The organism is Mycobacterium parmense, assembly GCF_010730575.1.
Classification (GTDB): Bacteria; Actinomycetota; Actinomycetes; order Mycobacteriales; family Mycobacteriaceae; genus Mycobacterium; species Mycobacterium parmense.
The window spans coordinates 854,447-880,431 of the sequence record NZ_AP022614.1 but is presented as its reverse complement, the minus strand read 5'-3'; the positions used below and the strand labels follow the sequence as shown (position 1 = coordinate 880,431).

Annotated in this window: 28 protein-coding genes; 13 read left to right on the top strand and 15 right to left on the bottom strand. The window is 68.7% G+C overall.

The genetic code is table 11. From position 1 onward, the window contains the following. Positions 1-77 precede the first annotated feature (77 nt). Together G6N48_RS03940 and G6N48_RS03935 are read right to left on the bottom strand one after the other, a co-directional pair. Complete coding sequence (locus G6N48_RS03940) at positions 78-899, bottom strand: serine hydrolase domain-containing protein (protein WP_085271306.1); 822 nt, start codon at positions 897-899, stop codon at positions 78-80. After that, the gene (locus G6N48_RS03935; RefSeq protein ID WP_085271305.1) at positions 896-1,954 is read right to left on the bottom strand and encodes a class I SAM-dependent methyltransferase; all 1,059 of its coding nucleotides are present in this window, start codon (positions 1,952-1,954) and stop codon (positions 896-898) included. The genes G6N48_RS03940 and G6N48_RS03935 overlap by 4 nt, the downstream gene beginning before the upstream one ends. 78 nt (positions 1,955-2,032) lie before the next feature. On the opposite strand from G6N48_RS03935, the gene G6N48_RS03930 reads away from it, so the two are divergent. From G6N48_RS03930 to G6N48_RS28880, 4 genes are all read left to right on the top strand, one after another. Beyond that, the gene (locus tag G6N48_RS03930) at positions 2,033-3,118 is read left to right on the top strand and encodes an S-(hydroxymethyl)mycothiol dehydrogenase (protein WP_085271304.1); all 1,086 of its coding nucleotides are present in this window, start codon (positions 2,033-2,035) and stop codon (positions 3,116-3,118) included. Further along, on the top strand, positions 3,118-3,741 hold the full coding sequence (locus tag G6N48_RS03925) for an MBL fold metallo-hydrolase (protein ID WP_085271303.1): 624 nt from the start codon (positions 3,118-3,120) through the stop codon (positions 3,739-3,741). The genes G6N48_RS03930 and G6N48_RS03925 overlap by 1 nt, the downstream gene beginning before the upstream one ends. Positions 3,742-3,852: 111 nt before the next feature. Then, positions 3,853-4,950, top strand: coding sequence for a class I SAM-dependent methyltransferase (locus tag G6N48_RS03920; RefSeq protein ID WP_085271302.1), 1,098 nt, complete (start codon positions 3,853-3,855; stop codon positions 4,948-4,950). A 65-nt stretch (positions 4,951-5,015) separates the two neighbouring features. Continuing rightward, complete coding sequence (locus G6N48_RS28880) at positions 5,016-5,444, top strand: hypothetical protein (protein WP_085271301.1); 429 nt, start codon at positions 5,016-5,018, stop codon at positions 5,442-5,444. A 3-nt stretch (positions 5,445-5,447) separates the two neighbouring features. On the opposite strand, the gene G6N48_RS03910 is transcribed toward G6N48_RS28880, so the two are convergent. Both G6N48_RS03910 and G6N48_RS03905 read right to left on the bottom strand, forming a co-directional pair. Next, positions 5,448-7,217: an Hsp70 family protein gene (locus tag G6N48_RS03910; protein ID WP_085271385.1), complete on the bottom strand. Its 1,770-nt coding sequence runs from the start codon at positions 7,215-7,217 to the stop codon at positions 5,448-5,450. Positions 7,218-7,331: 114 nt separating this feature from the next. Further along, complete coding sequence (locus tag G6N48_RS03905) at positions 7,332-8,417, bottom strand: NAD(P)H-dependent amine dehydrogenase family protein (RefSeq protein WP_085271384.1); 1,086 nt, start codon at positions 8,415-8,417, stop codon at positions 7,332-7,334. Between the two features lie 98 nt (positions 8,418-8,515). Here G6N48_RS03905 and G6N48_RS03900 point away from each other — a divergent pair, with 98 nt between their 5' ends. From G6N48_RS03900 to G6N48_RS03890, 3 genes are all read left to right on the top strand, one after another. Beyond that, positions 8,516-8,854, top strand: coding sequence for an MmpS family transport accessory protein (locus G6N48_RS03900; RefSeq protein WP_085271300.1), 339 nt, complete (start codon positions 8,516-8,518; stop codon positions 8,852-8,854). Positions 8,855-8,860: 6 nt separating this feature from the next. After that, complete coding sequence (locus tag G6N48_RS03895) at positions 8,861-10,153, top strand: cytochrome P450 (RefSeq protein ID WP_085271299.1); 1,293 nt, start codon at positions 8,861-8,863, stop codon at positions 10,151-10,153. Positions 10,154-10,219: 66 nt separating this feature from the next. After that, positions 10,220-10,759 carry an ester cyclase gene (locus G6N48_RS03890; RefSeq protein WP_085271298.1) on the top strand — a complete coding sequence of 180 codons (540 nt, stop codon included), beginning with the start codon at positions 10,220-10,222 and terminating at the stop codon, positions 10,757-10,759. 19 nt (positions 10,760-10,778) lie between these two features. On the opposite strand, the gene G6N48_RS03885 is transcribed toward G6N48_RS03890, so the two are convergent. Further along, the gene (locus G6N48_RS03885) at positions 10,779-11,540 is read right to left on the bottom strand and encodes a haloacid dehalogenase type II (RefSeq protein ID WP_085271297.1); all 762 of its coding nucleotides are present in this window, start codon (positions 11,538-11,540) and stop codon (positions 10,779-10,781) included. Between G6N48_RS03885 and G6N48_RS03880 the strand changes: the two genes are divergently transcribed. Together G6N48_RS03880 and G6N48_RS03875 are read left to right on the top strand one after the other, a co-directional pair. After that, entirely contained in the window at positions 11,493-11,873 is a 381-nt protein-coding gene (locus tag G6N48_RS03880) for a YidH family protein (RefSeq protein WP_085271296.1), read from the top strand. The genes G6N48_RS03885 and G6N48_RS03880 overlap by 48 nt on opposite strands. After that, positions 11,870-12,202, top strand: a complete 333-nt coding sequence (locus tag G6N48_RS03875; protein WP_085271295.1) for a DUF202 domain-containing protein — start codon at positions 11,870-11,872, stop codon at positions 12,200-12,202. The genes G6N48_RS03880 and G6N48_RS03875 overlap by 4 nt, the downstream gene beginning before the upstream one ends. Here the strand turns inward: G6N48_RS03875 and G6N48_RS03870 are convergent. The 7 genes from G6N48_RS03870 to G6N48_RS03835 all read right to left on the bottom strand — a co-directional run bounded on the left by G6N48_RS03870 (position 12,199) and on the right by G6N48_RS03835 (position 18,709). Next, a complete protein-coding gene (locus G6N48_RS03870) occupies positions 12,199-13,683 on the bottom strand; it encodes a flavin-containing monooxygenase (RefSeq protein WP_085271294.1) in 1,485 nt (494 codons plus the stop codon). The two genes, G6N48_RS03875 and G6N48_RS03870, sit on opposite strands and share 4 nt — an antisense overlap. A 740-nt stretch (positions 13,684-14,423) precedes the next feature. Next, a complete protein-coding gene (locus G6N48_RS03860) occupies positions 14,424-15,161 on the bottom strand; it encodes a potassium channel family protein (protein ID WP_085271383.1) in 738 nt (245 codons plus the stop codon). Between the two features lie 126 nt (positions 15,162-15,287). Further along, positions 15,288-16,061: an Rv3717 family N-acetylmuramoyl-L-alanine amidase gene (locus G6N48_RS03855; protein WP_085271293.1), complete on the bottom strand. Its 774-nt coding sequence runs from the start codon at positions 16,059-16,061 to the stop codon at positions 15,288-15,290. Positions 16,062-16,197: 136 nt separating this feature from the next. Continuing rightward, the gene (locus G6N48_RS03850; protein ID WP_139825976.1) at positions 16,198-17,454 is read right to left on the bottom strand and encodes a condensation domain-containing protein; all 1,257 of its coding nucleotides are present in this window, start codon (positions 17,452-17,454) and stop codon (positions 16,198-16,200) included. A gap of 56 nt (positions 17,455-17,510) precedes the next feature. Beyond that, positions 17,511-18,053 (bottom strand): carboxymuconolactone decarboxylase family protein, encoded by a 543-nt coding sequence (locus G6N48_RS03845; RefSeq protein ID WP_085271292.1) that lies wholly within the window; start codon positions 18,051-18,053, stop codon positions 17,511-17,513. Continuing rightward, positions 18,050-18,466, bottom strand: a complete 417-nt coding sequence (locus tag G6N48_RS03840; RefSeq protein WP_085271291.1) for a carboxymuconolactone decarboxylase family protein — start codon at positions 18,464-18,466, stop codon at positions 18,050-18,052. Before G6N48_RS03840 ends, G6N48_RS03845 begins: the two co-directional genes overlap by 4 nt. 12 nt (positions 18,467-18,478) lie before the next feature. Next, positions 18,479-18,709, bottom strand: a complete 231-nt coding sequence (locus G6N48_RS03835; protein WP_161494250.1) for a hypothetical protein — start codon at positions 18,707-18,709, stop codon at positions 18,479-18,481. Between the two features lie 32 nt (positions 18,710-18,741). Between G6N48_RS03835 and G6N48_RS03830 the strand changes: the two genes are divergently transcribed. Further along, complete coding sequence (locus tag G6N48_RS03830; protein WP_232066529.1) at positions 18,742-19,731, top strand: phosphate/phosphite/phosphonate ABC transporter substrate-binding protein; 990 nt, start codon at positions 18,742-18,744, stop codon at positions 19,729-19,731. Between the two features lie 128 nt (positions 19,732-19,859). Continuing rightward, positions 19,860-20,708, top strand: coding sequence for an SDR family NAD(P)-dependent oxidoreductase (locus tag G6N48_RS03825; RefSeq protein ID WP_085271290.1), 849 nt, complete (start codon positions 19,860-19,862; stop codon positions 20,706-20,708). On the opposite strand, the gene G6N48_RS03820 is transcribed toward G6N48_RS03825, so the two are convergent. Then, positions 20,705-21,667, bottom strand: a complete 963-nt coding sequence (locus G6N48_RS03820) for an SMP-30/gluconolactonase/LRE family protein (protein WP_085271289.1) — start codon at positions 21,665-21,667, stop codon at positions 20,705-20,707. The two genes, G6N48_RS03825 and G6N48_RS03820, sit on opposite strands and share 4 nt — an antisense overlap. 6 nt (positions 21,668-21,673) lie before the next feature. Beyond that, complete coding sequence (locus tag G6N48_RS03815) at positions 21,674-23,167, bottom strand: arylsulfatase (protein WP_085271288.1); 1,494 nt, start codon at positions 23,165-23,167, stop codon at positions 21,674-21,676. A 218-nt stretch (positions 23,168-23,385) separates the two neighbouring features. On the opposite strand from G6N48_RS03815, the gene G6N48_RS03810 reads away from it, so the two are divergent. Next, positions 23,386-23,808, top strand: a complete 423-nt coding sequence (locus G6N48_RS03810; protein ID WP_085271287.1) for a hypothetical protein — start codon at positions 23,386-23,388, stop codon at positions 23,806-23,808. 315 nt (positions 23,809-24,123) lie between these two features. On the opposite strand, the gene G6N48_RS03805 is transcribed toward G6N48_RS03810, so the two are convergent. Next, complete coding sequence (locus G6N48_RS03805; protein ID WP_085271286.1) at positions 24,124-24,576, bottom strand: VOC family protein; 453 nt, start codon at positions 24,574-24,576, stop codon at positions 24,124-24,126. A gap of 89 nt (positions 24,577-24,665) precedes the next feature. Here G6N48_RS03805 and G6N48_RS03800 point away from each other — a divergent pair, with 89 nt between their 5' ends. Continuing rightward, positions 24,666-25,919 carry a cytochrome P450 gene (locus G6N48_RS03800; protein WP_085271285.1) on the top strand — a complete coding sequence of 418 codons (1,254 nt, stop codon included), beginning with the start codon at positions 24,666-24,668 and terminating at the stop codon, positions 25,917-25,919. Positions 25,920-25,985 lie beyond the last annotated feature (66 nt).

Below are 25,985 nucleotides of genomic sequence, written 5' to 3'. Positions count from 1 at the left end.
GCTTTTCCTGATGTTTTTGAGTCTTGCGTGTCTATTGTGCCTCTTGATACCCCTGTTGCGCTAGTGTGCGTTTCCAACTAGCTGTATTCGAGGATCACGGCGTCCGAAACGGCCGGCCAGCGCTCGCGCGCCCAGTCACCGAAATCGCGGTCGGTCAGCACCACCAGTGCCAGCTCCGCTGCCGGATCCGCCCAGATGAAGCCCCCCGACTGGCCGAAATGGCCGAAGGTGCGCGACGAGTTGCGCGCGCCCGTCCAGTGCGGCGATTTGGCGTCCCTGAGCTCTAAGCCCAGGCCCCAGTCGTTGGGCCGCTGCACCCCATAGCCGGGCAGCACACCGTCGAGACCGGGAAACTGCACCGTCGTCGCCTCGGCGTGCAACTGCGCCGACACCGTCGCCGGACGCAGCAGGTCCCCCGCGAACGCCGCCAGGTCGGCCACCGTCGACGTCGCCCCGTAGCCGGCCTCCGCCGCGCCGCCGTCGAGGCGGGTGGTCGTCATTCCCAGCGGCTCGCACACCGCCTCGGCCAGGTAGCGGCCGAATGCGATGCCCGACTCCCGCTGCACGCTCTCGGCCAGCACGGCGAAGCCGTGGTTGGAGTACATCCGCCGGGTGCCGGGCTTGGCCAGCACCTTGCCGGAATGCATCGCCAGGCCCGACGCGTGCGCGAGCAGATGGCGAACCGTGGAGCCGGGCGGGCCGGCCGCGGTGTCCAGCTCGACGACGCCCTCCTCGACGGCGACGTGCACGGCGCGGGCCACCAGCGGCTTGGTGACGGAGGCCAGGTCGAACACCCGCCGGGTGTCGCCGTGGGTGGCCAGCACGCCGCCGGGCCCGACCACGGCGGCGGCCGCGGCCGGGACCGGCCAGTCCTCGAGAGCGTCGAGGGCCGCCGTCACTTTCGTGCGATGTAGTAGTTGTTGATCGGATCGGATTCGACCTCGGCCACCCGCACGTCGTCGAATCCGACGTCGCCCAGCATCGCGGTGGCCAGCTGCGTGCCCCAGGCGGTGCCCAGCCCGGCGCCGTCCATCGCCAGCGACACCGTCATGCAGTGCATCAGCGACGTCGTGTACAGATAGGTGCTCATCGGAACGCCGACGTTCTCCTCGAGCCGGCTCGACGCCTTGATGTCGGCCATCAGCAGCACGCCCCCCGGCCGCAGCGCGCGGTAGATGTTCTCCAGCACCCGCGCGGGCTGCGCCTGATCGTGGATGGCGTCGAACACGGTGATGACGTCGTACGCGTCCGACTTGTCCAGTTCCGCCAGGTTGTGGCTCTCGAAGCTCGCGTTCCGCAGGCCGAGGTCGGCGGCCTCTTGGGTGCCGGTCGCAATGGCGTCGTCGGAGAAGTCGATGCCGGTGAATCGGCTGTCCGGAAACGCCTGTGCCATCACGTTGATCGCGTGCCCGCTGCCGCAACCGAAGTCGGCGACTTCCACGCCGGACCGCAGGCGGTCGACGAGACCCTCGACCAGCGGCAGCACCACGTCGACCAACGCGTTGTCGTACACGACGCCGCTCTGCTCGGCCATCAGCGCGTGAAAGCGCGGGTATTCGCTGTAATGCAACCCGCCGCCCTCGCGGAAGCATCCGATGATCTTCTGCTCGACTTCGGCGAGCAGCGGGAAGAACAGGGCCACCAGGGCCAGGTTGTCGGGTCCCGCCGCGCGGGTCAGCACGGCCGCGCGGTGGGCGGGCAGCGAGTAGGTGCTTGCCTTCGGGTCGTATTCGACGACGCGGCCGGTGGTCATGCCGGCCAGCCACTCCCGGACGTAGCGCTCGTTGAGGCCGGCGGCCTCGGCGATCTGCGCGCTGCTGGACGCCGGCAGGCCGGACATCGTGTCCAGCAGACCTGTCTGGTGGCCGATGCTCAACAGCAGTGCCAGGCTGGCGTTGTCGATCGCCCCGGCGATTCGGCCGGTGAATTCTTCGGCGGTTTCGGAGCCGGTCACGTTTTGCGACGCTACACCCGGCGCATGGGTGGACGGGCAGCTGCGCGGTGTATGGCGAGCGCCAGTAGGTTGGAGCCCATGAGTCAGACAGTGCGCGGCGTGATTTCACGCAAGAAGGGCGAACCCGTCGAGTTGGTCGACATCGTGGTCCCGGACCCCGGCCCGGGCGAAGTGGTGGTCGACGTGATCGCCTGCGGGGTCTGCCACACCGACCTGACCTACCGCGAGGGCGGCATCAACGACGAGTACCCCTTCCTGCTCGGCCACGAGGCCGCGGGCACGGTCGAGGCGGTCGGGCCGGGGGTGACCGCGGTGCAGCCGGGTGATTTCGTGATCCTGAACTGGCGGGCCGTCTGCGGCCAGTGCCGGGCGTGCAAGCGCGGCCGGCCCCACCTGTGCTTCGACACGTTCAACGCCGAACAGAAGATGACGCTGACCGACGGCACGGAACTCACGCCCGCCCTGGGCATCGGGGCGTTCGCCGACAAGACGCTGGTGCACCAGGGCCAGTGCACCAAGGTGAATCCCGAGGCCGACCCCGCCGCCGCGGGCCTGCTGGGCTGCGGGGTGATGGCCGGCATCGGCGCGGCGATCAACACCGGCGCCGTCACGCGCGACGACACCGTGGCGGTGATCGGCTGCGGCGGCGTGGGCGACGCCGCGATCGCCGGCGCCGCGCTGGTCGGGGCCCGGCGCATCATCGCCGTCGACACCGACGACACCAAGCTCGAATGGGCCCGCAGGTTCGGCGCCACCCACACCGTCAACGCCCGCCAGGCCGATGTCGTCGAGGCCATCGCGGACCTCACCGACGGGTTCGGGGTCAACGTCGCGATCGACGCGGTCGGGCGCCCCGAGACGTGGCGGCAGGCTTTCTACGCCCGCGACCTCGCGGGAACCGTTGTGCTGGTGGGTGTTCCGACCCCCGACATGCGCCTGGACATGCCGCTGGTCGACTTCTTCAGCCACGGCGGGTCGCTGAAGTCGTCGTGGTACGGCGACTGCCTGCCCGAACGCGACTTTCCCACCCTGATCGACCTGTACCTGCAGGGCCGGCTGCCCCTGGAGCAGTTCGTCTCCGAGCGCATCGGGCTCGGCGACGTCGAGAAGGCGTTCCACAAGATGCACGAGGGCAAGGTGCTGCGCTCGGTGGTGATGCTCTGATGGTGGCCATCGACCGCGTCGTCACCCACGGCACCTTCGAACTCGACGGCGGCAGTTGGGAAGTAGACAACAACATCTGGCTGATCGGCGACAACTCCAACGTCCTGGTGTTCGACGCCGCCCACGATGCGGCGCCGATCGTCGAGGCCGCGGCGGGCCGCCACGTGGTCGCGGTGGTGTGTACCCATGGCCACAACGATCACGTGACCGTAGCGCCCGAGCTCGGCAAGACGCTCGACGCGCCGGTGCTGCTGCACCCGGCCGACGCGATGCTGTGGCGAATGACCCACCCCGACAGCGATTTTCGCTCGGTCTCCGACGGCGAGATGCTGCGCGTGGGCGGGACGGAACTGCGGGCGCTGCACACCCCGGGCCACTCCCCCGGGTCGGTGTGCTGGTATTCCCACGACCTGGGCGTCGTGTTCAGCGGCGACACCCTGTTCTCCGGTGGCCCCGGCGCGACCGGGCGCTCGTACTCGGACTTCCCGACCATCCTGCAATCCATCTCCGAACGGCTGGGCAAGCTGCCCGGCGAGACGGTCGTGCACACCGGGCACGGCGACAGCACCACCGTCGGGGAGGAGATCGTCCACTACGAGGAGTGGGTGGCCCGCGGCCACTGAGGCGCGCCGTGGGGCCGCCCCGCCGGCGACCGTGGGAGCTGTCCGAGCAGGTCACCGGCGTCGGCTCCGCGAAGCCGAACGGATAACGGCCGCAGCCACTATCGTTGGTCCATGCGGCGTGAGCCCCGGATGCCCGAATCGAGTGTGGTGGTCCGCCCCGAGCCGAAATCGACCGCGTCGTCGCGGCTGCAGGCAGCGGGGCTGGCCCCGGCCATCGCGCTGTTCGAGCGGGCCGCCGAACAGGTGGTCCTGCCCAAACCCCCGCAGCCCATCGTCATCGCCGACTACGGCGCTGCCACCGGCCACAACTCGTTGAAGCCGCTGTCGGCGGCCATCGCGGTGCTGCGCCGCCGCACCCGTCACGATCACGCGATCCTGGTCACCCACACGGACTCGCCGGAGAACGACTTCTCGGCCCTGTTCGGCACACTCGACGACGACCCGGACAGCTACCTGCAGGCCGACGCCGCGAGTTTCACCTCCGCGATCGGCCGGTCGTTCTACGGGCAGATCGTGCCGTCGAAGACCGTCAACCTGGGCTGGACGTCGTGGGCGACGCAGTGGGTGAGCCGGATCCCGTGCGAGGTGCACGACCACGTGCACGTCGCGTGCAGCGACGACGACGCGGCCAGGGCGGCGTTCGCCGACCGGGCCGCCATCGACTGGCACAACTTCGTGGCCTTCCGCGGTCGCGAGCTGGCCCCCGAAGGCCGGCTGGTGGTGTTGACCATGGCCGTCGACGAGGACGGCGGGTGCGGGTTCGCGGCATTGCTCGATGCGATCGTGGTGGCGCTGCGCGGCCAGGTTCGCAGCGGCCTGCTCGGCAAGGACGAGGCGCGGCGCATGGTCATTCCCTCGGTTGCCCGCAGCGAGAAGGACTTTCGCGCCCCGTTCGCGCCGAGCGGCCGGTTCGAAGGCCTGACCATCGACCATCTCGAGACCTTCAACGGCGAGGACCGTTTCTGGTCACGGCTCCAATCAGACGACGACGCAACGGCTTTCGGTGATGACTGGGCAGCGTTCGCGCGGGCCGCGCTCCTGCCCGCCTTGCTGCGCGGCCTGGACGGCGGGGTCCGCGACCCGCGGGCGTCGCCCTTCCTCGACCACATGCAGGCGGCTGTGGCGGCGCGGCTGTCAAGCGCGCCGGAACCGATCCGGATTCCGCTCGCCCTGGTGATGCTGGTCAAGCGCGAACAATCTCCCTCGTGAGAGTTTCGACACATTGCGACCGCGGGTATGCCTCGACCTACCTGCGACTGCAAGGGAGTACGCGCATGACTGTGCAGGACCACGAGGACGCCGGCGAAGTCGGAAAAGCCGCCGGTCAGGACGAAAAAGACGACCGCGCGGCCCACCAGGACGAGGCCGCTGCCGACGAGGAGTCTCGGCCCACGGAAAAGCCCGAGCCCGACGAGGACGACAAGAAAGTCGCCGCCGAGATGATGACGGCCTACGAGGACAAGCCGACCATCGTGTTGCCGGGTTCCGGCGGCATGGTCTCGGGCACCGCGGTCAACGACTGGCTGGACGAGGACGGGAACCCCAAGTACGAAGTTCCCGACGGCGCCGACTCCGAGATGAAGTCCCAGGCCGAGGAGGCCAAGAACGACGAGAAGATCAAGGACCAGATCGAGAAGGACAAGGCCCTGAACCGGGAACTCGCCAAGGCCGCGGGCGAGGACAACAAGGGCGAGAAGCGCTAGGGCTCAGTGCCCGAACGAGCGTGGGATCAACTGGCTGATATCGCCGAGGCCGTTCCCGCTCTCGATGTCCTGCAGGATCTGGTTGACACGGTCCATCCCGGGGACGGGCTCGTTGATCCCGGGAATCGGCGGTAGCTCGTTCGCCGGTGGAATCCGCGGAGTAAGCGGCGCTCGGTGCGCGGCGGGCGGGGCCGCCTGCGGCGTCGCAGACGGGGTGCTGGTGCTCGGCGCTTCGGTGGTGGCGGGCGGATTGGTGGTGGCGGGCGGCGCCTCCGGCGTAGGGCTCGGGGGCTCGGCCGCGGGCCCGCCTGCCGGTGCGGTGGGGGTCGTGCTCGGGTGCGGCGCCGCCGGCGTGTCGTCGGGACTCAGGCCGATCGCCGCGGCGATGCCCACGAACAGCACGGCCAGCACCGCGGGCACGATCGCGACCGCCGGCAGCCGGTACCAACGGCGCTTCGGCGTCACGGTTTGCTCCGGCTCCGACTCCGGCACCGCCTCCCCTGCCGCGTCCGGATTCGCGGCGACCACCGGGTGGCGGCGCGTGTCGGCGGACCTGAACCGTGCGTCCTCGGCGGCCGACCAGGCCAGCGCGGCCACCGGCCCGGCCTGCTGACCGGTGGGGGCCGCTTGGACGGTGTCGGGCGCGGGCGGCCGCGCCTCCGTGATGCCCGCCGCCGTCGCGGTCGCCGGGGCCGCGGCCGCGGTCACCGGTGCCGCCATCGCGGCGGCGGTCACTCCCGCATCCGACGCGTCGCCGGCCGCACGCCGCGCGGCGCCGATCGCCGCGGTCAGGTGCGGGCGCGGTGTAGTGACGACAGGGACCTGGAAGTGCCGCGAGAGCATGGTGGTGACCGCGGGCATGTTCGCCCCGCCGCCCACCGCGACCACGGCCGCCAGGTCGCGAATGCCGTTGCGCGCCAATGCCTGGTCCATCACGGCGACGAACTTGTTGAGCGGGGCCCGGATCGCGTCGTCGAGTTGGTCGCGGGTGATCCGGACCTCGCCGCGCGCCCCCGGCTCGCCGGAGAGCGTCGCCACCGTGCCGACGGACAGCTGTTCCTTGGCGACCCGGCAACCCGCCCGCAACCGGCGCAGCGAGCCGACCGCCCGCAGCGCGCTGGTGCTCGCGATCTCGCCCATCGCGGCGGTCAGCAGCAGTTGGTCGACGGCGTCCCCGCAGAAGTCCTGGTGCCGCACGGTCGGGGCCATCGCATGGTATTCGCCGGCGGCGTCCATGAACGTGATACTGCTGCCGCCGCCGCCGAAATCACACACCGCCACGGTTCCGCGCACGGGTATGGCGGGGTCGGCGCGCACGGCGAACAGGGCCGCGGCGGCGTCGGGGATCAGCGTCAGCGGCCGCCCCCGCGTCGACCACTCGGACACCTGGCTCAGGGCGGCGCCCAGCGCGTCGACCGCCTTCGACTTCCAGTGAGCGGGATAGGTCACCGCGACGCGGCCCGGCAGCGCCACCCCGCCGGTGGCGGCGTAGGCCAGCGCGCGCAGCGCGTCGGCGACCAGCGCCTCGCTGCGCCGCACCGAGCCGTCGGCAGTGACGACGCCGTGCGAGCCCCCGGCGCGGCCCACGAAGTCGGTGATCACCAGGCCCGGCTCGTCGAGGTTGGGGTTTTCGGCCGGGATGCCGATCTCGGGGGCGCGGTGCCGGTACAGCGTCAGGACCGGCTTTCGGGTGATGGCCTCGTCGGCGGTGACCGCCGCCAGGTTGGTCGAGCCGATCGACAGACCCAGCGCGGGCCCCGCTCCGTCCATCATGTGCCCCATCCCCGTCCTCAGCATCACGCGCCCGCGTCCCGCGTAGCCGTCATTGTGCTGCGCAAACCTATGGCAAGCGTCAGCCGTCGCTGTGCGTGCGCTGTGGTTCGGGGGTCAGCGGATGTTGCCGGCACCGGCGATCAGCGGGAGGTCGAGCGGGGTGACCCAGCCCGGCGGCAGGTCGTTGACGGCGGGGACGGCGTTGAGGGCCCGCAGTCCCGTCGAAAGGCACCCGGCGGCGGCGGCGTCGCGACCCGAGCCGTCGGTGAACCGGAACGCGGTCTCCTGGAAGATGCTCGGCGTGCCCTCGATGTCCACCCGGTAGACGTCGTCGTCGTGGCCGGACGGCCAGTCCGGGGCCGCGTCGCGGCCGATGCGGTTGACGTGTTCGAGCTGAATCCTGTTCTCGCCCTTGTAGATTCCGTTGATGGTGAATCGTACGGCGGCGACGTGTCCCGGCTTGATGACCCCCCGCGCGGAGTTGCGCTCGGTGGGGGTCACCCACTTGTCCCAGGTGGTGGTGATCTCGTCGAGCATGATGCCGGCGGCGTGGGCGATCATCGGGACGGTGGCGCCCCAGCCGAAGATCAGCATGTCGCGGTCCTGCAGCATCGGCGTGAACTCGGGCTCACGGCCGATGCCCATCTCGACTTCGTAGTCGCCTTCGTAGTTGGTGTAGTCCAGCAGCTCCGAGGCGCGCACCCGGCGCACCTCCGAGCACAGCCCCATCAGCGTCATGGGAAACAGGTCGTTGGCGAAGCCGGGGTCGATGCCGGTGGTGAAACACGACGACTCGCCCAGCTCGCAGGCCTCGGTGATGGGCGCGATCCAGTTCGGCGGGTTCAGATGCATCGTCGGCCACACCCACGGGGTCATCGCCGTGGAGCACACGTCGATGCCGGCCCGCAGGAAGCGGGTGATCAGCGCGATGTTGTCCTTGGCGTGCATCGCGGTCGGCCCGTAGTGCACCAGTGCGTCGGGCTTCAGTGCGATCAGCGCGTCGACGTCGTCGGTCGCGAGCACGCCGGTGGGCTCGGGCAGCCCGCAGATGTCGCCGACGTCGCGCCCCACCTTGTCGGGGTTGCTGACACCGACGCCCGCCAGCTCGAACAACGGATGTTTCACGATCTCGGCGATCACCATCTTGCCGACGAACCCCGTGCCCCAGACCACCACACGCTTCGAGCCGTTCTGCGTCATGTTCACCTTCCGATCGGCCCCCGCTCCACACTAAGGGCGGGGTGCACAACGGCGAAACGGGTTCCGTCGCGTCGCCTGTGGTGACACGATGACAAACCATGACCACTCATCTCCGCGGGCCCGCGGTTGCGCTCGCCGTCGGTGTCGGCTTTGCGAACGCGTGTGGCGCGGCGCACGCGATGCCCCAGATGCCCGAGGTCCGCTACGAGGTGAGCGGTCCCGGAGTCGCCCAGTACATCTCGTATGAGACCGACGCGGGCCAGCTGCACGTCGTCAACGCGCCGCTGCCGTGGTCGACGCAGTTCACCGGCTTCGGGGGCGAGGTGTTCACCCTCAGCGCCCAGGGGGCCGGCGCGCTGCGCTGCCGGATCCTGGTCGACGGCAACGTCGTCAGCGACGCGCAGGCCGCCGGCGGCAGGACCGTCTGCACGCACTGATCCGACATGGCGACTCCCACGCAGCCCGCGCGCATCAACGGGACACCCCCGCCCGAGATCCCGCTCGCCGACATCCACCTCGAATCCCTCGACTTCTGGGCGCTCGACGACGACGTGCGCGACGGCACCTTCGCCACGTTGCGCCGCGAGGCGCCGATCTCGTTCTGGCCCGCGATCGAGTACGAGGGCTTCGACCCGGGCACCGGGTACTGGGCGCTGACCAGACACGACGACGTCCACTTCGCCAGCCGCCACCCGGAGATCTTCAGCTCCAGCCCCAACATCACGATCAGCGACAACAACCCGGAGATCTCCGAGTACTTCGGCTCGATGATCGTGCTCGACGACCCGCGGCACCAGCGGCTGCGCTCCATCGTCAGCCGGGCGTTCACCCCGAAGGTGGTGGCGCGCATCGAATCGTCGGTGCGCGAGCGCGCCCACCGGCTCGTCACCTCGCTGATCGCCAATCACCCCGACGGTGCGGCCGATCTGGTCAGCGAACTCGCCGGGCCGCTGCCGCTGCAGGTCATCTGCGACATGATGGGCATCCCCGAGCAGGACCACCAGCGGATCTTCCACTGGACCAACGTGATTCTCGGCTTCGGCGACCCCGACCTGTCCACCGACTTCGACGAGTTCCTCAAGGTGTCGATGGACATCGGCGCCTACGCGACGGCGCTGGCCGACGACCGCCGCGTCCATCACCACGACGACCTGACCACCAGCCTGGTGGAGGCCGAGGTCGACGGCGACCGGCTGTCGTCGTCGGAGATCGCGTCCTTCTTCATCCTGCTGGTGGTGGCGGGCAACGAGACCACGCGCAACGCGATCAGCCACGGGGTGCTGGCCCTGTCCCGCTACCCCGCCGAGCGCGACAAGTGGTGGTCCGATTTCGACGGCCTGGCGCCCACCGCGGTCGAGGAGATCGTGCGGTGGGCCTCCCCGGTGATCTACATGCGCCGCACCCTGACCCGCGACTTCGAGCTCAACGGCACCGCGATGGCCGCCGGGGACAAGGCCGCGCTGTGGTACACCTCGGCCAACCGCGACGAGTCGAAGTTCGACAACCCCTGGGCTTTCGACGTGGCGCGCAGCCCCAACCCGCATCTGGGGTTCGGCGGTGGTGGCGCCCACTTCTGCCTGGGCGCCAACCTGGCCCGCCGCGAGATCCGGGTCGCCTTCGACGAATTGCGGCGCTGCGTGCCCGATCTCGTCGCGACGGCCGAACCCGCCCGCCTGCTGTCGCAGTTCATTCACGGGATCAAGAGCCTGCCGGTCGCCTGGACGCCCCCGCGCTGAGGCGCATGCGCCGGCGGATTCGGCGCGCACCCGTCACCCCTACTCGTTCACGGAAGGCGTACCAACGTGACCATTCCCGCGTTCCCCTCCCCCGACGCGCTGGCCGCCCGCGAGAAGATCGTGCTCGACCACTTCCACGACGAGGTCCGCCACGCGTGGGACGACGTGCTGTCGACGTTCCCGCACCCGCGCTACGAGCTGATCCCGCAGATGGTCGTCCACGACGGCGACGCGGCGGTGCGCGGCTACTACGCCTACACGCGCACCGCGTTTCCCGACCAGGACCACCAGATCATCGCGCTGCGGCACAGCGCCGACGCGGTGATCGTCGAGTTCTGGCTGATGGGCACCCACCGCGGCTACCTGGGCAAGGTGCCGCCGACGGGCAGCCGCTTCCGGGTCCGCATGACCGCCTACTTCGTCTTTGACGACACCGAAACCCTTATGTGCGAACGCATTTACTTCGACACGCTGACCATGGTCAGGCAGCTGTTGGGCGGCCTGGACATGAAGAGGCCAGCTAACTGGTTGCTGGCCGCGCGCTGCGTGCGCGGCCTGCTGTCGATGTCGTCGGAGAAGCCCGACCCGGCGCTGGTTCGGGCGTGACCGGTGCGCGGTCGCGCCGCTAGCAGCCCAGCTGGTCGGCGAGGTCGAGGAAGTCCGACGCGTTGAGGTCGAACTCGGTCGAGTAGGTCACGTCGGCGTCGCCGCCGGCCCCGAATTCCATCGGGCGCGCCACGAACGCGGTGCGAAACCCGAGCCGGCCGGCGGCGCGGATGTCGTACTTGTGGCTGGCCACCATCATGATCTCGACGGGTTCGAGACCCAGGTAGGTGGCGACCATCGCGTAGCTGCGCGGGTCGGGCTTGAACACCCCGGCCATCTCGGCGGCGAACACGGCGTCCCAGGGCAGCCCCGCCCCCTTGGAGACGGCGATCACCGCCGACACGTCGGCGTTCGACAGCGTCGCCAGCGTGTACCGGGTTTTCAGCCGCGTCAGCCCGGGCACCGCGTCCGGCCACGGCCGCAGCCGCCGCCAGGCCAGCGTGAGTTCGTCGCGTTCGGCGGCCGACAATCCGATGCCGCGCTCGTCGAGCACCGTGTCCAGCGCGGCGCGGTAGACCGAGTGCACCGAGACCCAGCCTCGAGCGCGCCGCTGCGCGTCCTCGAGCGCCGCGAAGTAGCCTCCGCGCCAGCGGCGCACCACCTCGGCCCAGTCGACCGACGGGTGACGCCCGGCGTCGACGCGCCGCGCCTCGTCGCACACGGTCGAATGGAAGTCCGTCGCCGTCCCCTGCACGTCGAACACCAGCGCCTTGACCACGTGCCTGAATCTACGATGTGCGTCGTGGCCGACAACACCGCCGCGGTACCTGCAGAAGAGCATGAGCCCGACTACCGGCTCACCATGGCCAACGAGCGGACCTTCCTGGCGTGGCAGCGCACCGCGCTGGGACTGCTCGCCGCGGCGGTGGCCCTGGTGCAGCTGGTGCCCGAGCTGACGATCCCCGGCGCGCGCCGCGTCCTCGGCGTGGGCCTCGCGGTGCTGGCGATCCTGACCAGCGGAATGGGTTCGCTGCGTTGGCATCAGGCCGACCGCGCCATGCGCCGCGGCGGTCCCCTGCCCCGCCATCCGTCGCCGACCTACCTCGCGGTGGGCCTGACGCTGGTGGCGATCGTCGCGCTGGGGCTGGTTATCGCCAAGGCGGTGCTGGGTTGAGCCGGGCGACGACGGGCGGGCCGGCCGAGCGTGGGAGTCAGGCGGAGCGCACGACGCTGGCCTGGACGCGGACGTCGTTCGCGTTCCTGGGCAACGGCGCCCTGCTGATGATCAGGGATCTGCACGGCTCGGCCGGGCCGGTGCACCTGGTCCCCGCCGCGCTGGCCGGTGCGATCGCGTTGGGCACGTTCTTGATCGCCGTGCGGCGCCAGCGGACGCTGCGGCAACAGCCGACCGTCGAGCAGCCGGCCCCCCGCGTCTCCATCCACGTCATCGGCTCGGCCGTGCTGACGCTCGTCGTGGTGACGGCGGTGTTCCAGCTGGTCTAGGCGAACGTGTAGTCGGAGAGCGGGAAGTTCGCGCCCTCGCGCACCGAGTTCAGCGTGGAGGTCGGCCGCAGCAGCGACGCCTCACCGCTGGGAGCAAAGTAGTACGACCGCGACGTCGCGCAGTCGCCTGTGTAGAACACCGAGTTGTCCAGCCGCTGGTTCATCCGTTCGAAGAACCGCATGCTGGCTTCTTCCTTCACCTCGAACGTCGTCGCGCCCTTGCGTTTCAGCTCCCCGAACAGCCGGTTCATGTGGCGCATCTGGTACTCGATGGTGTGGAAGAAGGACAGCCCGGAGAACGCGAACGGGCTGGCCAGGCTGAGGTAGTTCGGGAAGTAGGGGATCGCGATGCCCTGGTAGGTCTGAAACCTGTTCTCCCGCCACCACTTGCCCAGGTTGCGGCCCTTGCGGCCGATCACCTCGATGGCCGGGAAGTTGGCTTCCCACAGGTCGAAACCGGTCGCGAGCACCAGCGTGTCGATGGGGATCTTGCGCCCGTCCGCCGTCACGACGCCGTCGGCCTCGATGCGCTCGATCGTTTCGGTCTCGAGGTGCACGTGCGACTTGGTGAAGGCGCGGTAGTAGTCGTTGGACCAGGTCGGCCGCTTGCAGCCGATGTCGTAGTCGGGGGTGAACTTGGCGCGCAGTTCCTTGTCGCGGATGGTCCTGAACCTGTTGATCTTGGCCAGATCGGAGGCCGCGATGTTGCCTCGCTTGAACTGCCCGTAGTGCAGCACGCCGATCACCATGACCAGCTCGAACACGATATCGGTCACCCAGCGGACCAGCCGTTGCAGCCAGGGCCGGCGCGCGAACGCGCGCTGCACCGCCGGCGAGATCGCGAAGTCGGGCTTGGGCAGCACGTAGGTCGCGGTGCGCTGGAAGACGGTCAGGTCGGAGGCCACCTTGGCCATCTCGGGGATCACCTGCACCGCCGAGGCCCCGGTGCCGATCACTCCGATGCGGCGGCCCTGGTAGTCGAAGTCGTGGTCCCACGCGGTGGTGTGCACCACCTTGCCGGCGAAGCTCGCCAGACCCGGGATGTCGGGATTGCGCGGCTGGGACAAGAACCCGGTCGAGGTGATCAGAAAGCGGGTCGTCAGGGTCTCGCCGCCGGCCAGACCGACCCGCCACGCCTCGGCGTCCTCGTCCCACTGAGCGCCCTCGACGGTGGTGTTGAACCGCATGTAGCGGCGCACGTCGTACTTGTCGGCGACGTCGGTGGCGTAGCGCTTGAGCTCGGCGCCCGGCGCGAACATGCGCGACCACTTCGGGTTGGGCTCGAACCAGTAGGAGTAGGTGGTCGACGGGATGTCGACGGCCACGCCGGGGTAGTGGTTGACGTGCCACGTGCCGCCGAGGTCGTCCTCGCGGTCCAAGATGGCGATCTTGTCGTAGCCGAGGCGCTTGAGCTGGATGGCGGCGCCAATGCCGCCGAAACCCGCCCCGACGATGACGAAGTCGAAATGCTCTGTGTTCACATGTCGCTCCGTGTGCTCACAAAGGACAACTATCCTTACCGGACAAAACTTTAAACGGGAGCGTCGCTGGGCGCATCCGAGTTTGCCGCCATGTGAGGTTCACGACAGCGCTCCCGTGAGCACCAGCAACCGCGGACCACACCGTAACGCCGCACTTCTGTAGCGTGGCGGATACACATGCCGTGAACCGCATAACGATGCCAGACCGTCGCCAATTCCACATACGGTCGTGGCCTTTCGGCCGCTGCAGGTGGTATCGGTGCGACGGTGAGGGTAATACATCACCGGCCCCGGGTGCCAATCGGCGGATTGACCTGCTGGCGAGCCCCGCCCGCGGTCGAACCCTGCAACTGGCGCGACAATTCGTGACAGCGAAGTTCGCACCCGCAATCCCGGCCGTGACTTGCTCGAACACGGATGTGACCTTGTCCGGCCGGGCGTTTACGCGTCCCGCAGATACCGGCCGTAGTCGCGCCCGGCCTTGCGCGAATGGTGCTGAAGGGAAATGAGGCCGAAGGTCACGCCGACGAAAGCGGTTTCGCCCGTAGCCATGTCGCCACCTCCCGGTCGGCGGTCTTGTGGTCGCATTCGGCGGTAGAGCTACCCGCGCCGGCCCGGGGACAAGCGGCCGCCCGCGTCCCCGTTCGGCAAATGCCTCTCTCGGCGGCTTCCGGGGCGGCATGTCGCGGATCGTTGCGTTTGCTGGACCGGCTCGTTGCGGCGTTCGGCCTGCCGCCTTTTCAGCGGCGGGCTCCGGTTGCCGACCGCCCGTCGACAACCCGTTCGGCGTCGATGACCGGACGGTGCTGCGGGCCGGGCGGTGTCGCCGAGAGCTGTTCGGCCAGCGCCCGGAGCTCGCTGCGCAACTGCTCGATCGTCAGGGCCGTGGCCTGCTGGTTCGCGGTGTCGGCCTCCGACACCCGCTGCACGATCCAGGAGGCCAGCGATCCGGTGACCACACCGATCAGACTGATGCCACCGATCATCAGCAGCGCGGCGATCACCCGCCCGGTGACGGTGACCGGATACAGGTCGCCGTAGCCCACGGTGGTCACGGTGGTGATCGACCACCACAAGGCCTTCCCGAACGAGTCGATGGTGGCGCCCGGATAGGAGCGCTCCACGTCGAGGATGGCCAACGACGCCACATAGATCAGCAGGGCGGCGGCCGCGACCGTATAGATCATGATGCGGCCCCGCACGGCGTCGCCGACAGCCTTCTGCAGCGCCGAGAACACGACGACGACCCGCAGCAGGCGCAACGGGCCCATGAACGGCAGCGCGACGATGAGCAGGTCGAACAGGTGGTGGACGAACCAGTGCCGCCGGTCGGTCGCCAGTCCCAGGCGCACGACGTAGTCGACGACGAACACCAACCAGGTGACCCAGCTCGCCCACCCCAGGATGCGCGGCTCGGCGCCGTGTGGCGGCCGCAGGACGTGCACCGAGTACACGACGAGGTAGGCGATCGCGACCATGGCCAGCGGCCATGCAGCGCGATGATCCCAGATCTCGTCTTTCGTTCGCTGGTGCCGCACGCCGGTTAGCTTTCCCCGAAACACTGCGGGTTATGCTTCGCCACCTGGCGTGAGCCGACGGCGCGGCTAGCTCGTCTTGGCGTTCAGAAACGCGGTGATCCCGTCGGTGACGGCGGCGGCGTACCTGGCCCGGCCGTCGGCGCTTTCCATCCGCGCGGCGTCGTCGGCGTTCTTCATGTTGCCGAGTTCGACGAGGACCGCCGGGTACTGTGCCAAGTTCAGCCCGGCGAGGTCGTCGCGGCCGTAGAGCCCGTCGGACCCGATGTACGTGGCCGGCTGAAAACCGGCCCGCACCAACGCGTCCCGCATGGCATGCGCCAGCTGTACCGCCGGCCCGGCCTGCACGTCGTTCAGCGGCGGGCTCGAGTAGTTGACGTGGAACCCGCTGCCCGACGGCGGTCCGCCGTCGGCGTGGATGCTCACGATCGCGTCGGGTCTCATCGCGTTCGCCTGTTCCGCGCGCTGGTCGACGCACGGGCCCACGGAGCTGTCGTTGTCCCGCGACAGCTGGGTCCGCACGCCCTCCTGGCTCAGCGCGTCGTTGACGAGCGCGACGACCGCCCAGTTGAAGGCGTGTTCGGAGTACCCGTCGTCGGTCGAGGTGCCGGAGGTGTTGCAGGGCTTGGTGCCTCCGCGCCCGTTGGTCACCGGCTGGTTGATCGAGGCGTCGCTGACGCCGTTGTGGCCGGGGTCGAGGAAGACCGACGCGCCGGCCAGCCCGGCGGCCGCGCGCGGGGCGTCGAGCACGGCGGCCGCGCCGAGCAGCGCCGGCGCGATCCAGGCGTATCTCAGGACGTCGCGGCGCGAGACGGATCGCGACCGGTCGAGGCGATCACCCACCGCGCGATGGTAACAATCGGCGTTCACCTCCTCCGGTCGAGCCGCTTGACGTGATCGCGAACCGGATACAGGTAGCGCATCAGCTCGGCGCCCTCGGGGCCGTGCCACCGACAATGCCGGTCTGCGAGGGCCCGACCTACGGCGCGTCGCGCTTTGGCCCCTCGACCGGGGCCACCAGGGTCTCGACCACGCTCTTCAGGAAGGTGCTCGGCACGCTGTAGCCGCACGTCACCATCCTCAGCCTGCCCTCGTACGTGGTGATCCCGGTGACATACTCGCCCTCGGTCTGGCTTTGCACCACCGGGGCCCATATCGCCGTCGGGCGCAACGGGCCGGTGCCGCCCAGGTTTTGCACACCAAGGTTGGTGACCAGCATCTCCCACGGGCGAATGCGGCCGAAAAGCTCTTCAGCGTGGCTGTTTTCGCCGTTGACCGGCATCGCCTGCCCGATGGCCAGCGACGCCGTGCGGATCCCACGAGCCGACCTGGCCACGTCCAGGTGGGCGGTGATCGCGCGGGCCTGATTCCAAAACGGCTGCCCGTCGCCGGGTTCCAGCCCAGTCCAGGTCGCCTGGATGTAGAGACCGAAGTCCGCGTCGACGCCGACCAGCGCCCGGGAGTTGATGGGGTTGAGCACCCGCACGAATTCCTCGCCGCGTTCAGCGGCCCGCACCCGGCACATCGCCACCACCAGAGCCGCATGCACCGTGGTCCTTTCGGCGCGGCAGCGCTGAGCCAACCTCGCCGTGTCGGTCTCCGCCACGGCAACGGTGTGCACGTTCGTCAGGGCGCCGTCGAAGGCGCGGATGACGCTGGGCGTGCCCATCCGGGGGTCTTCGGGCATGTCCGAGAGGTCGATCGGGTCGACCGCCGCCAGCGTGCGGTCGATGAGACGCTCCTGGGAAGGCCGGGCGGGCAGCTCCGCCAGGGTCTCGCCGTTGAGCACGGCCAGCAGGTCCCTGAGCACCAAGACCGACGAAATCCCGTCGGCGATCGCGTGATCGAAGACCAACAGCAGCGCGCTGCCCGCGGCCCCCTGCAACAGCGAGGCGCGCATCAGCGGCGCCCGTGCGGGCTCGAACGTCAGGCTGAGCTCCTCGGCGGCGGCGGCTTGCCACTCTCCGCCGCGTCGCACGGTCAGGTCGATCGGCGCGACGACGGCCGCGCGGTAGAAGCCGAGCCGCGTCCCCGGCCGGTCCTCGACGTGTGCTGACAACAACGGATGTCGCCGCTGCACGGCGGCCAACGCCGTCCTCACCCGGTGCGCCGTCAGCACCTCGTCGAACTCGGCCACCAAAACGAAATGCGTTGGATTGCGTTCGCTGTAGCGGTAGAAAACCCGTTCCAGGGCATCGACGGGCCGAATCAGGGTTGCTGGTTTTTCGTTAGCCACCTCAGCCTCACGATCGGCACCCGGGATCGGGTCACCGGGACGTTCGCCCCACACCCTCAGCCCGGCGGCATCGGAAGCCGCGCGGTCTCGTCGAGGTCGACCGCGAGAGCGTTGAGCATCAGCGCCAGCCCGGCATACCGGTTGATCACCATCAGCACTTCGACCGTCGCCTCGACGCCCAGGGCGCCGCGCACGTCCCCGAACACCGCGGCCGAGACCCGACGCGTGGTCAGCAGCTCGCTCGTCAGGCGCAGCACCGCGAGCTCCACCTCGGTGAAACCGATTGACTCCCAGCCGGACTCGGACACAACGGCGTCGATCTCGACCACGCTGACCCCGGCCGTCCGCGCGACGTCCCGGTGTTGCCCCAGCTCGTAGGCGCAGTCCATCAGATACGCGGTGCGCAACACCACGAGTTCGCGCAGCCTTCGCGGCAACACGGGGCTGGTCAGGGCGGCATCGCCGGCCCGCATCCACCCGGTGAACACCTTCCCGGCGTTGGCCAGCACGCGATAGACGTTCAAATCACCGCGGCGCGCGGTCAATTCGCGGGCCTGCTCGGTCATGTCCTCGAAACGAACGTACGGCAGCCGGGTCATGGGGCGCCCACTTCGAGCTCGGCCGCGTTGAGCACCAACGCCAGCCCGTAGTAGCAGCCGACGATCATCAGGAGCTCGGTCAGCGCCTCGTCGCCGAAGACCGACCGGGCGGCGGCAAACGATTCGTCGGTCAGCCGATGTGTGGTGCACAGTTCGTCGACGACGCCCAGCGCGGCGCGCTCGGTGTCGGTGAGCTCGGCAGGCAGAGGGTGCCGGCCGAGCGGGTACCGGCAGTCCTGCAGCTCGGCGACCCGTGAGATGATCAGCTCCCGCGTGCGCACGTCGAACGTCGGGCTGGCGGACAGCTCGTCGACCATCGCCACCCACCCGCCAAAGACGTTGGGGGCGTTGGCTATCAGCCGGTAGGCGGGATCGGTGTACCCGTTGGCGTCGGCGAGCGGAAGGCGTGCCATAGGGTTATCCTTTCACTCGGCGGCCAGGGTGAACGTCCAGTCCAGGGTGACGAACGGCTCGTCGACCGGCGTCCCGTCCGTGGCGGTCCCCGGCTCGTGGCGCACGACGTCGGCCTGCAGCGCGGTCTGGCCCGCGAAGACCGCGTCGCGGCCTTCGGGTCCGCGGGCATCTCCCCGGCCTCCGCGGCTCCGCAACCCACCAGCCCCGCCGTCAACGCGCTCGTCGCGACCATCACGCGCCACGTCGAGAAGTAGGGTTGCGTGCGGGAGGCGACGTGAAGCTGACGATTGGCTGCTTTCGCTACGAGACGACGGCGGCGCTGTTCGACGCCAGCGTGACCGTCGACGGCGCCGACGTCGAGATGCGGACCGCGCGTACCATCCCGGAGATCTTCGAGCGCATGATGCGCGGCCACGAGTTCGACGTGGCCGAGCTGGGGCTGACGTTTTACCTGCGCACCTTCGGGGCGGACTCGCCGTTCATCGCGATACCGGTGTTCCCCAACCGAGTTTTCCGCCACTCGTGCATCTTCGTCAACGCCCACAGCGGGATCAAGAAGCCGGGCGACCTGGCCGGTAAGACCATCGGCGAGTTCGGCATGTACAGCCAGGACTCGGGCGTGTGGGCCAAAGGAATCCTGATGGACGAGTATGGGTTTCGCCCCGAGAACAATCGGTGGGTCATCGGCGGCCTCGACTCCCCTTGTACCCCATTCGATTTCGTCCCGCAGACGCATCCTAAAAGGGTCGAGGTGATGGCGGCGCCCGAGGGCGAGGCGCTGGGACCCATGCTGGAGCAGGGCAAGATTCACGCGCTCTTCTCCGCCAACGTGCCGCAGTGCGTGCTGGACGAATCGCCGTTGGTGCGCAGACTGTTCGAAGACTACGAGCCCGTCGAACGCGACTACCACCGGCGGACCGGGATCTTCCCGATGATGCACGCCGTGGTGATCCGACGCGATTCGCCGGCGGCCGAACCGGAGGTGGCCCGCGCGGTCTACCGCGCGTTCGTGGCGGCGAAGGAGGCCGCCGCCGAGCGCTACCGGCAGGCGCGGCGGGTGTACGAAGTCCCCAGCATGGTGCCGTGGATGAACGCGCTCTTCGACCGCAACCTGCAGCAGTTCGGCGACGACTGGTGGCCCTACGGGCTCAAGGCCAATCGCTTTGCGCTCGGCACCAACCTGCGCTACCAGTTCGAGCAGGGGCTGGTCGACCGGCGCTGGACGCCGGAGGAGATCTTCCTGCCGGAGCTGCTGGACACGTGAAGCGCCGCCGCCACGGCGGCCCATCCGCACACCACGTTGCGCTCCGCTACCCGCGATCCATCTCGCGACCGGGACGCGATATTCGGCACCCGCTTGACCGCGGCCCACACACTCTCGATACTCCGGACGTGATCGATTTGGGGCTGTCCGGCAAGCGCGCGGTGGTGTCGGGTGCGGGCTACATCCCGGAGCGCGCGGGGCACGGCTGGTACACGTCGCTGGCCCTCGCCGAGGCGGGCGCCGCGGTGGCCTGCATCGACATCGACGAGCAGCGCGCGGAGCACATCGCCGGCGAGATCACCGGCCGGGGAGGTCAGGCCGTCCCCATCGTCGCCGACATGACCGACCCCGTGCAGGTCGGTCGGGCGATCGACGACGCCGTCGCGGCCCTGGGTGGTGTCGATGTCTGCGTCGACATCGTCGGCGGGGCCACCTGGTCGAAGGTCGAGGACTTCAGCACCCAATTGTGGGACGCGGCGATCCAGTACAACCTGACCCAGGTCTTCTATCTCTTTCAGGCCGTGGGGCGGCAGATGATCGCCCAGCGCAGCGGCGGGTCGTTGGTGGCGATCGCCTCGGTCGACGGCATCGCGGCGGCGACCTACCACGCCGCCTACGGCGCCGCCAAGGCCGGCGTCATCTCGCTGGTCAAGACCTGCGCCGACGAGCTGGGCCGCTACGGCATTCGCGCCAACGCCGTCGCGCCGGGCAACGTGGGCTCCGGCAACGAGGACCAGCCGCCAAACGCTTACGCCGTCAACGGAATCAACCCGCTGGCCGCCCCCCGCGCCCACGACATCGCCAACGCCGCGTTGTTCCTGTCCTCCGAACTGGCCGCGCGCATCACCGGCCAGACGCTCGTCGTCGACGGCGGCGCCACCAGTCGGCAGCTGTGGGGCCTGCCCGAATCGATGATCCCGCCGGATCCCGAGGCGGCGCTGCCGGACTTCATGAGACCCGGGCCTTCGGCCGGCTAGCGCTGGTGGACCAGCGGCAGGCCCGGCACCGAGCTTCTGCCCTTGAGCACGTGCGGGGTGGCGATCGAGCCGATGTAGACATCGCGCATGTCCGGCCCGCCCCAGGCGATGCTGGTCGGGGCGCTTAGCAGCGTGCCGTCGGGGTCCTCGAGCACCGTTTGCGCTAGGCCGTCCGGGCTGATCGCCACGATCCTGTTCGCCACAACGAGTGTGACCCAGAGGTTCCCCTCGGCGTCGAACGCGCACCCGTCGGCCATCCCCCACCGGCGGCCCACCTGCGGGTCGGCCAGCAATTGGCCGCAGCCGGGGCCGAACTCGTCGGGGCGCCGATCGCCCAGCGGCGGGCCGAATCGCGCTGGCGGCCCGAGTGTTTCGCCTCGAGTCGGAAACCGCAGCACGTCGGCGGCCACCGTGCGAACCACGTAAAGATAGTCCTCGTCGCGGTCCAGTGCCATGCAATTGGGGAAGCTCACCGCATCGGCCACCACGTGCGCCGATCGGCGATCCGGTGCGACCCGAAAGATGAACCCGTCGGCGGTGCCGCGCGCGATGGTATCGAGGAGATCATCCGCCGTCGTGCTCACCGAACACCACAGCGCTCCAACGGAATCAACCAGGACGAAGTTCAACCACCGCAGCGGCCGCCCCTCGAGTTGTCCGCTCAATATCGTCGTGATAGCGCCGGTCTGCGGGTCGAGGTCCTGCAGCACACCCAAGCCCCAATTGGCGATCAGAAAGTGGCCGTCGCGGTCGATCGCGATGCCGTTCGGCTCGCCGCCCGCACGCCCGATGCGCCGAACCGTGTTCTCGTCGACCAGCTCCGCGACGGCCGAGGCCTTGTCGGAGGCGAACACCCGACCGTCGCCGGCCACCACCACGTGCTCCGGGCGGTCCACGCCGCGGCCCACGGCGTGCAACTCGGTGACGTCGGGACGCCCGGAGGAAAGCGCGTTCTCCATCGTGGCTCAGCTGCTGCGGGTGGTGGCATCCCGCAACTTGGCCATCACCTGGTCCATGCTGAAGCTCGCGGATTTCTGTCGCTGCGGGAACTCGACCAACGTCTCCAGCATCTTGGCGACGTACGCCTGGGCGGGGACGAACAGGAAGATGTGGTCCACCATCCAGTCGTAGTAGGTGTTCGACGTGATATCGGCCCGCTCGTAGGGATCGGTGCGCAGGTTGAACAGCTTGGGCACGCGCAGTTCGACGTAGGGCTCCGCCCAGATCTGCATGGTGCCCACGCAGCGCTGCTCGAGGAAGACGAACTTCCAGTTGTCGAACCGCAGCGCGGTGAGGTCGCCGTCGTCGGAGACGTAGAAGAAGTGGGTGCGCGGGCTCTCATCGGTCTGGCCGGTGATGTAGGGCAACTGGTCGTAGCCGTCGAGGTGCACCTTGTAGGCGGTGCCGTTGAGCTCGGTGCCCGCGCGCAGCCGCTCGGCGATGTCGGGCACACCCGCCACCGAGAGCAGTGTGACGAACCAATCGGCGTGGCTGACAATGCCGTTGCGCACCGAGCCGGCCGGGATGTGCCCAGGCCAGCGCACCAGCGCCGGGACGCGGTAGGCACCCTCCCAGTTGGAGTTCTTCTCGTTGCGGAACGGGGTCATGCCGGCGTCGGGCCAGCTGTTCATGTGCGGGCCGTTGTCGGTGGAGTACATGACGATCGTGTTCTCGGCGATGCCCAGCTCGTCGAGCAGGTCCAGCATGCTGCCGACGGTGTCGTCGTGGTCCAGCATCGTGTCGTGGTAGCGCGACTGCCAGCGGCCCGCGCGGCCCACGCTCCCGGGCTCGGTGTGGGTGCGGAAGTGCATGTGCGTGGTGTTGAACCACACGAAGAACGGGATGCCGGCCTGGTGCTGGCGCTTGATGAAATCGACTGCGGCGTTGCGGAATTCGTCGTCGCAGGTTTCCATCCGCTTCTTGGTGAGCGGGCCGGTGTCCTCGACGCGCTGGGTGCCGTCGCCGTTGACCCAGGTGTGCAGCACCCCGCGGGGCCCGAACTTCTTGCGGAACTCGGGATCCTTGGGATAGTCGGGCAGCTCGGGTTCTTCTTCGGCGTTGAGGTGATACAGGTTGCCGAAGAACTCGTCGAAGCCGTGCATCGTGGGCAGGTGCTCGTCGCGGTCGCCCAGGTGGTTCTTGCCGAACTGGCCCGTTGCGTAGCCCTGCGCCTTGAGCGCCGTCGCGATCGTGGGGTCCTGCGGCTGCAGGCCCAGCTCCGCCCCCGGCAGGCCGACCTTGGTCAGGCCGGTGCGGTACGGGTTCTGGCCGGTGATGAACGCCGCCCGCCCGGCGGTGCAACTCTGCTCGGCGTAATAGTCGGTGAACAGCACCCCTTCGGTGGCCACACGGTCGATATTCGGGGTGCGGTACCCCATCAGCCCGTTGCTGTAGCAGCTGAGGTTGCTCTGCCCGATGTCGTCACCCCAGATGATCAGGACGTTCGGTTTATCGCTCATAGCATGGCCTTTCGCGGTCAATGCCCCGACGCCTCACACCCAGGCCAGCTGACACTGGCGCGACCAGGCCCCCGCAGGGATGCTAGACCCCATTTCTGTGGGGGCGTTTGCTCGAATTGGCCGCGGCGCCGCACAGGCTTGGCCGACATGCGCTCGCCGGGTCTGAATCGTCCATTTGCCACGCTCGGGTGGCGGAAGAGGGTTAACGTCGCGGTGCTATGAGCACCGAACACGAACTCAACGAAGAGTTGGGCCGCTACGGCTACAAACTCGACACGTCAGCCCGGCAAGACGGCACGTACCGGGTCACGCGCCTCGACGGCTATGCCGGGTACGCGGTGACCTTCGACGACGTCCACGGTGTACGGACATTCGTTCAGCGACTTGCCGAGAGCGACAACCTCTGGTGCATCCACCTCGATCACGGCAACGTCGACGTGGACCGAGCCACGGGGGAAGTCACGCCCCGCGACGGTGGGCCGCTGTTCAACCTGCACGACCTGCATCCCGACGAGTGGTCGGGCGCGTCCGAAGAGGCGCCCAGGGCGCTCAGCTCGGCCGCGCTGATGACCGCCCATCAAATCTGTATCAAGTCCAAATCTCGGCCGCCGTATGGGGGGTTGTGGTTCAAGCGGGTGTGAGGGGGCGGTAGCTCACCGTTGATCGAATCGGCGTGCCCCGCGTTCTGATGGGATCAACACCAGCAGCCTGCGTCAGGGGCTAGCATGCGACATCGCCTCTGCGTCAACCGTCTCTACGAGCCGCCAAGGCCACGCCACCACCGCGCGATCAAGCAGCTGACTTGCCGCGGCGCAGCGCAATTCTGCCGGCTATGCCGAATCAGCGATTTAGCCCCATCCAACAACTTTCAAGCCATCACCGCCCGCGAAGCCACCGAACGGCGGTCGGCATTGACTGGCGTAGTCGCCAGAGTCCGCTCCGCTGGCGCAACCGCACTACGGCCGCGGCGGCAACGCCGACAGCCACCCGTCCGAAAGTAACTCCAGCAGCTGCCCATCCGGATCACGGATCATCGCCATCGCCTCCGTGACCGTCCCGTCGACGACCGCTCCCCCGAACTCCGCGACCTTCTCCAACGCCCCGGCAAGGTCGGACACAGAGAACGAAATGTGCGTCAGCCCAATCTGATCCATGACGCGCTCCGACCCGGCGTGAACCTCACGCTTCGCGTAGTCCATGAGTTCGAGCACGAAGCCGTCGCGAACCAGGTAGGTCGCGTGCACGCCGAGCGGCTCGGGAAGCTGCACCAGCTGGGCGGTAGGGCCATCGGGCGGATCGAGATCCCACCAGAACTGAAAGGCAAGCACCGACTCGTAGAACCGCCGGGACCGCTCGCGATCGGAGACACACAATCCGACATGGTTGAACGTCGTCCGATGACTGCTCATCGCGGCCTTTCTCGACGGAACCCAAGAGCGTAATAATGCAAAGATAGTGTAAATACCCGAGCTCTCGTCGTGGTCGGAGGACTTCTCAGATGACAACCCGTCCCGGCGTCAGCGCCGACGCGATCGTCGACTTCGACCACCACTGCGACGACTACAACCTCAACGAGCTGGCCAAGAACGCCGAGCTCAGAGCAAAGTGCCCCGTCGCCTGGAACGAGCGCTACGGCGGATTCTGGTTCCTCGCCAGCTACGACGCGGTCAGCCGGGCCGCTCGCGACGGCGACACCTTCGCCCACAAGTACGAGCCCAACGCCGGCGACGGCATCGACTATCAGGGCGAGATGGGCGTCCCGCGCCCGGAAGGCCAGCCGGCGCTGGGCATCGGCGAGATCGACGGCCCCTACCACCTGGCCCTACGGCACGCGCTCGCGCCGTTCTTCTCCCCCGGCGCCGTCCAAAAGCTCAAGCCGTTCATGGAAGAACGGGCACACCATTTCCTCGACCAGAAGATCGCCGACGGGCACATGGACCTGGTGCTCGACTACGCCAGCCCCGTCCCGGCCATCCTCACCATGAAGCTGATGGGCCTTCCTCTCGACAACTGGCACCGCTACGCCGACCTCTTCCACTCCGTCATGGCCATCCCCCAAGACAGCCCGAAGTACGTCGACGCCATCGCCCAGGTCCCCGCCATGATGCATGAGGTGCTCGCGTTCGCGACGGCCCGACGCGCGGACGCAAAGGACGACCTGACGAGCTTCCTCATCCGGTTCGAGTTCGACGGCCAGCGCCTCACCGACGAGCAGCTGCTGAACATCCTCTGGAACCTCATCGCCGGCGGCGTCGACACCACCACGTCGCAGACCGCGCTGACCCTGCTGCACCTGGGCACCCACCCGGAGCTACGCCAACAGCTCATCGACCACCCGGAGCTCTACCGGACCGCCACCGACGAATTCCTGCGCTACTTCTCGGTCAACCAGACCCTGAGCCGCACCGTGACGAAAGACGTCGAGCTCAACGGCCAGCACCTCCGCAAGAACGACAAGGTCGTCATCAGCTGGCTGTCGGCCAACCACGACGAGAAGGAATTCGCAAACGCCGACGAGGTCATCCTGGACCGAGCGCCCAACCGCCACCTCGCATTTGGGCTGGGACCGCACCGCTGCATCGGCTCGCACCTGGCGCGCCTGATGTCCGAGGTGATGGTCAGGGCGGTGCTCGACCGCATCCCCGACTATCGGGTCGACGTCGACAACGTCCACCAATACCTGGGCAACCCGAGCATGACCGGGCTCGGCACGCTGCCGGTCACGTTCAGCCCGGGGACGGGGAGCGGCTAGGCACGGCGCCCGGCGTCCTCCGATACCTGGCCACCACCGCTCAGGGTGACTGGCCCGACATCGACG

Bases quoted from the DNA above. Each gene is read 5' to 3' on its own strand.
- G6N48_RS03930 (WP_085271304.1), top strand. From the start codon at position 2,033: ATGAGTCAGACAGTGCGCGGCGTGATTTCACGCAAGAAGGGCGAACCC.
- G6N48_RS03925 (WP_085271303.1), top strand. From the start codon at position 3,118: ATGGTGGCCATCGACCGCGTCGTCACCCACGGCACCTTCGAACTCGAC.
- G6N48_RS03920 (WP_085271302.1), top strand. From the start codon at position 3,853: ATGCGGCGTGAGCCCCGGATGCCCGAATCGAGTGTGGTGGTCCGCCCC.
- G6N48_RS28880 (WP_085271301.1), top strand. From the start codon at position 5,016: ATGACTGTGCAGGACCACGAGGACGCCGGCGAAGTCGGAAAAGCCGCC.
- G6N48_RS03910 (WP_085271385.1), bottom strand. From the start codon at position 7,217: ATGATGGACGGAGCGGGGCCCGCGCTGGGTCTGTCGATCGGCTCGACC.
- G6N48_RS03905 (WP_085271384.1), bottom strand. From the start codon at position 8,417: ATGACGCAGAACGGCTCGAAGCGTGTGGTGGTCTGGGGCACGGGGTTC.
- G6N48_RS03900 (WP_085271300.1), top strand. From the start codon at position 8,516: ATGACCACTCATCTCCGCGGGCCCGCGGTTGCGCTCGCCGTCGGTGTC.
- G6N48_RS03895 (WP_085271299.1), top strand. From the start codon at position 8,861: ATGGCGACTCCCACGCAGCCCGCGCGCATCAACGGGACACCCCCGCCC.
- G6N48_RS03880 (WP_085271296.1), top strand. From the start codon at position 11,493: ATGTGCGTCGTGGCCGACAACACCGCCGCGGTACCTGCAGAAGAGCAT.
- G6N48_RS03885 (WP_085271297.1), bottom strand. From the start codon at position 11,540: ATGCTCTTCTGCAGGTACCGCGGCGGTGTTGTCGGCCACGACGCACAT.
- G6N48_RS03860 (WP_085271383.1), bottom strand. From the start codon at position 15,161: ATGGTCGCGATCGCCTACCTCGTCGTGTACTCGGTGCACGTCCTGCGG.
- G6N48_RS03845 (WP_085271292.1), bottom strand. From the start codon at position 18,053: ATGACCCGGCTGCCGTACGTTCGTTTCGAGGACATGACCGAGCAGGCC.
- G6N48_RS03840 (WP_085271291.1), bottom strand. From the start codon at position 18,466: ATGGCACGCCTTCCGCTCGCCGACGCCAACGGGTACACCGATCCCGCC.
- G6N48_RS03820 (WP_085271289.1), bottom strand. From the start codon at position 21,667: ATGGAGAACGCGCTTTCCTCCGGGCGTCCCGACGTCACCGAGTTGCAC.
- G6N48_RS03815 (WP_085271288.1), bottom strand. From the start codon at position 23,167: ATGAGCGATAAACCGAACGTCCTGATCATCTGGGGTGACGACATCGGG.
- G6N48_RS03810 (WP_085271287.1), top strand. From the start codon at position 23,386: ATGAGCACCGAACACGAACTCAACGAAGAGTTGGGCCGCTACGGCTAC.
- G6N48_RS03805 (WP_085271286.1), bottom strand. From the start codon at position 24,576: ATGAGCAGTCATCGGACGACGTTCAACCATGTCGGATTGTGTGTCTCC.
- G6N48_RS03800 (WP_085271285.1), top strand. From the start codon at position 24,666: ATGACAACCCGTCCCGGCGTCAGCGCCGACGCGATCGTCGACTTCGAC.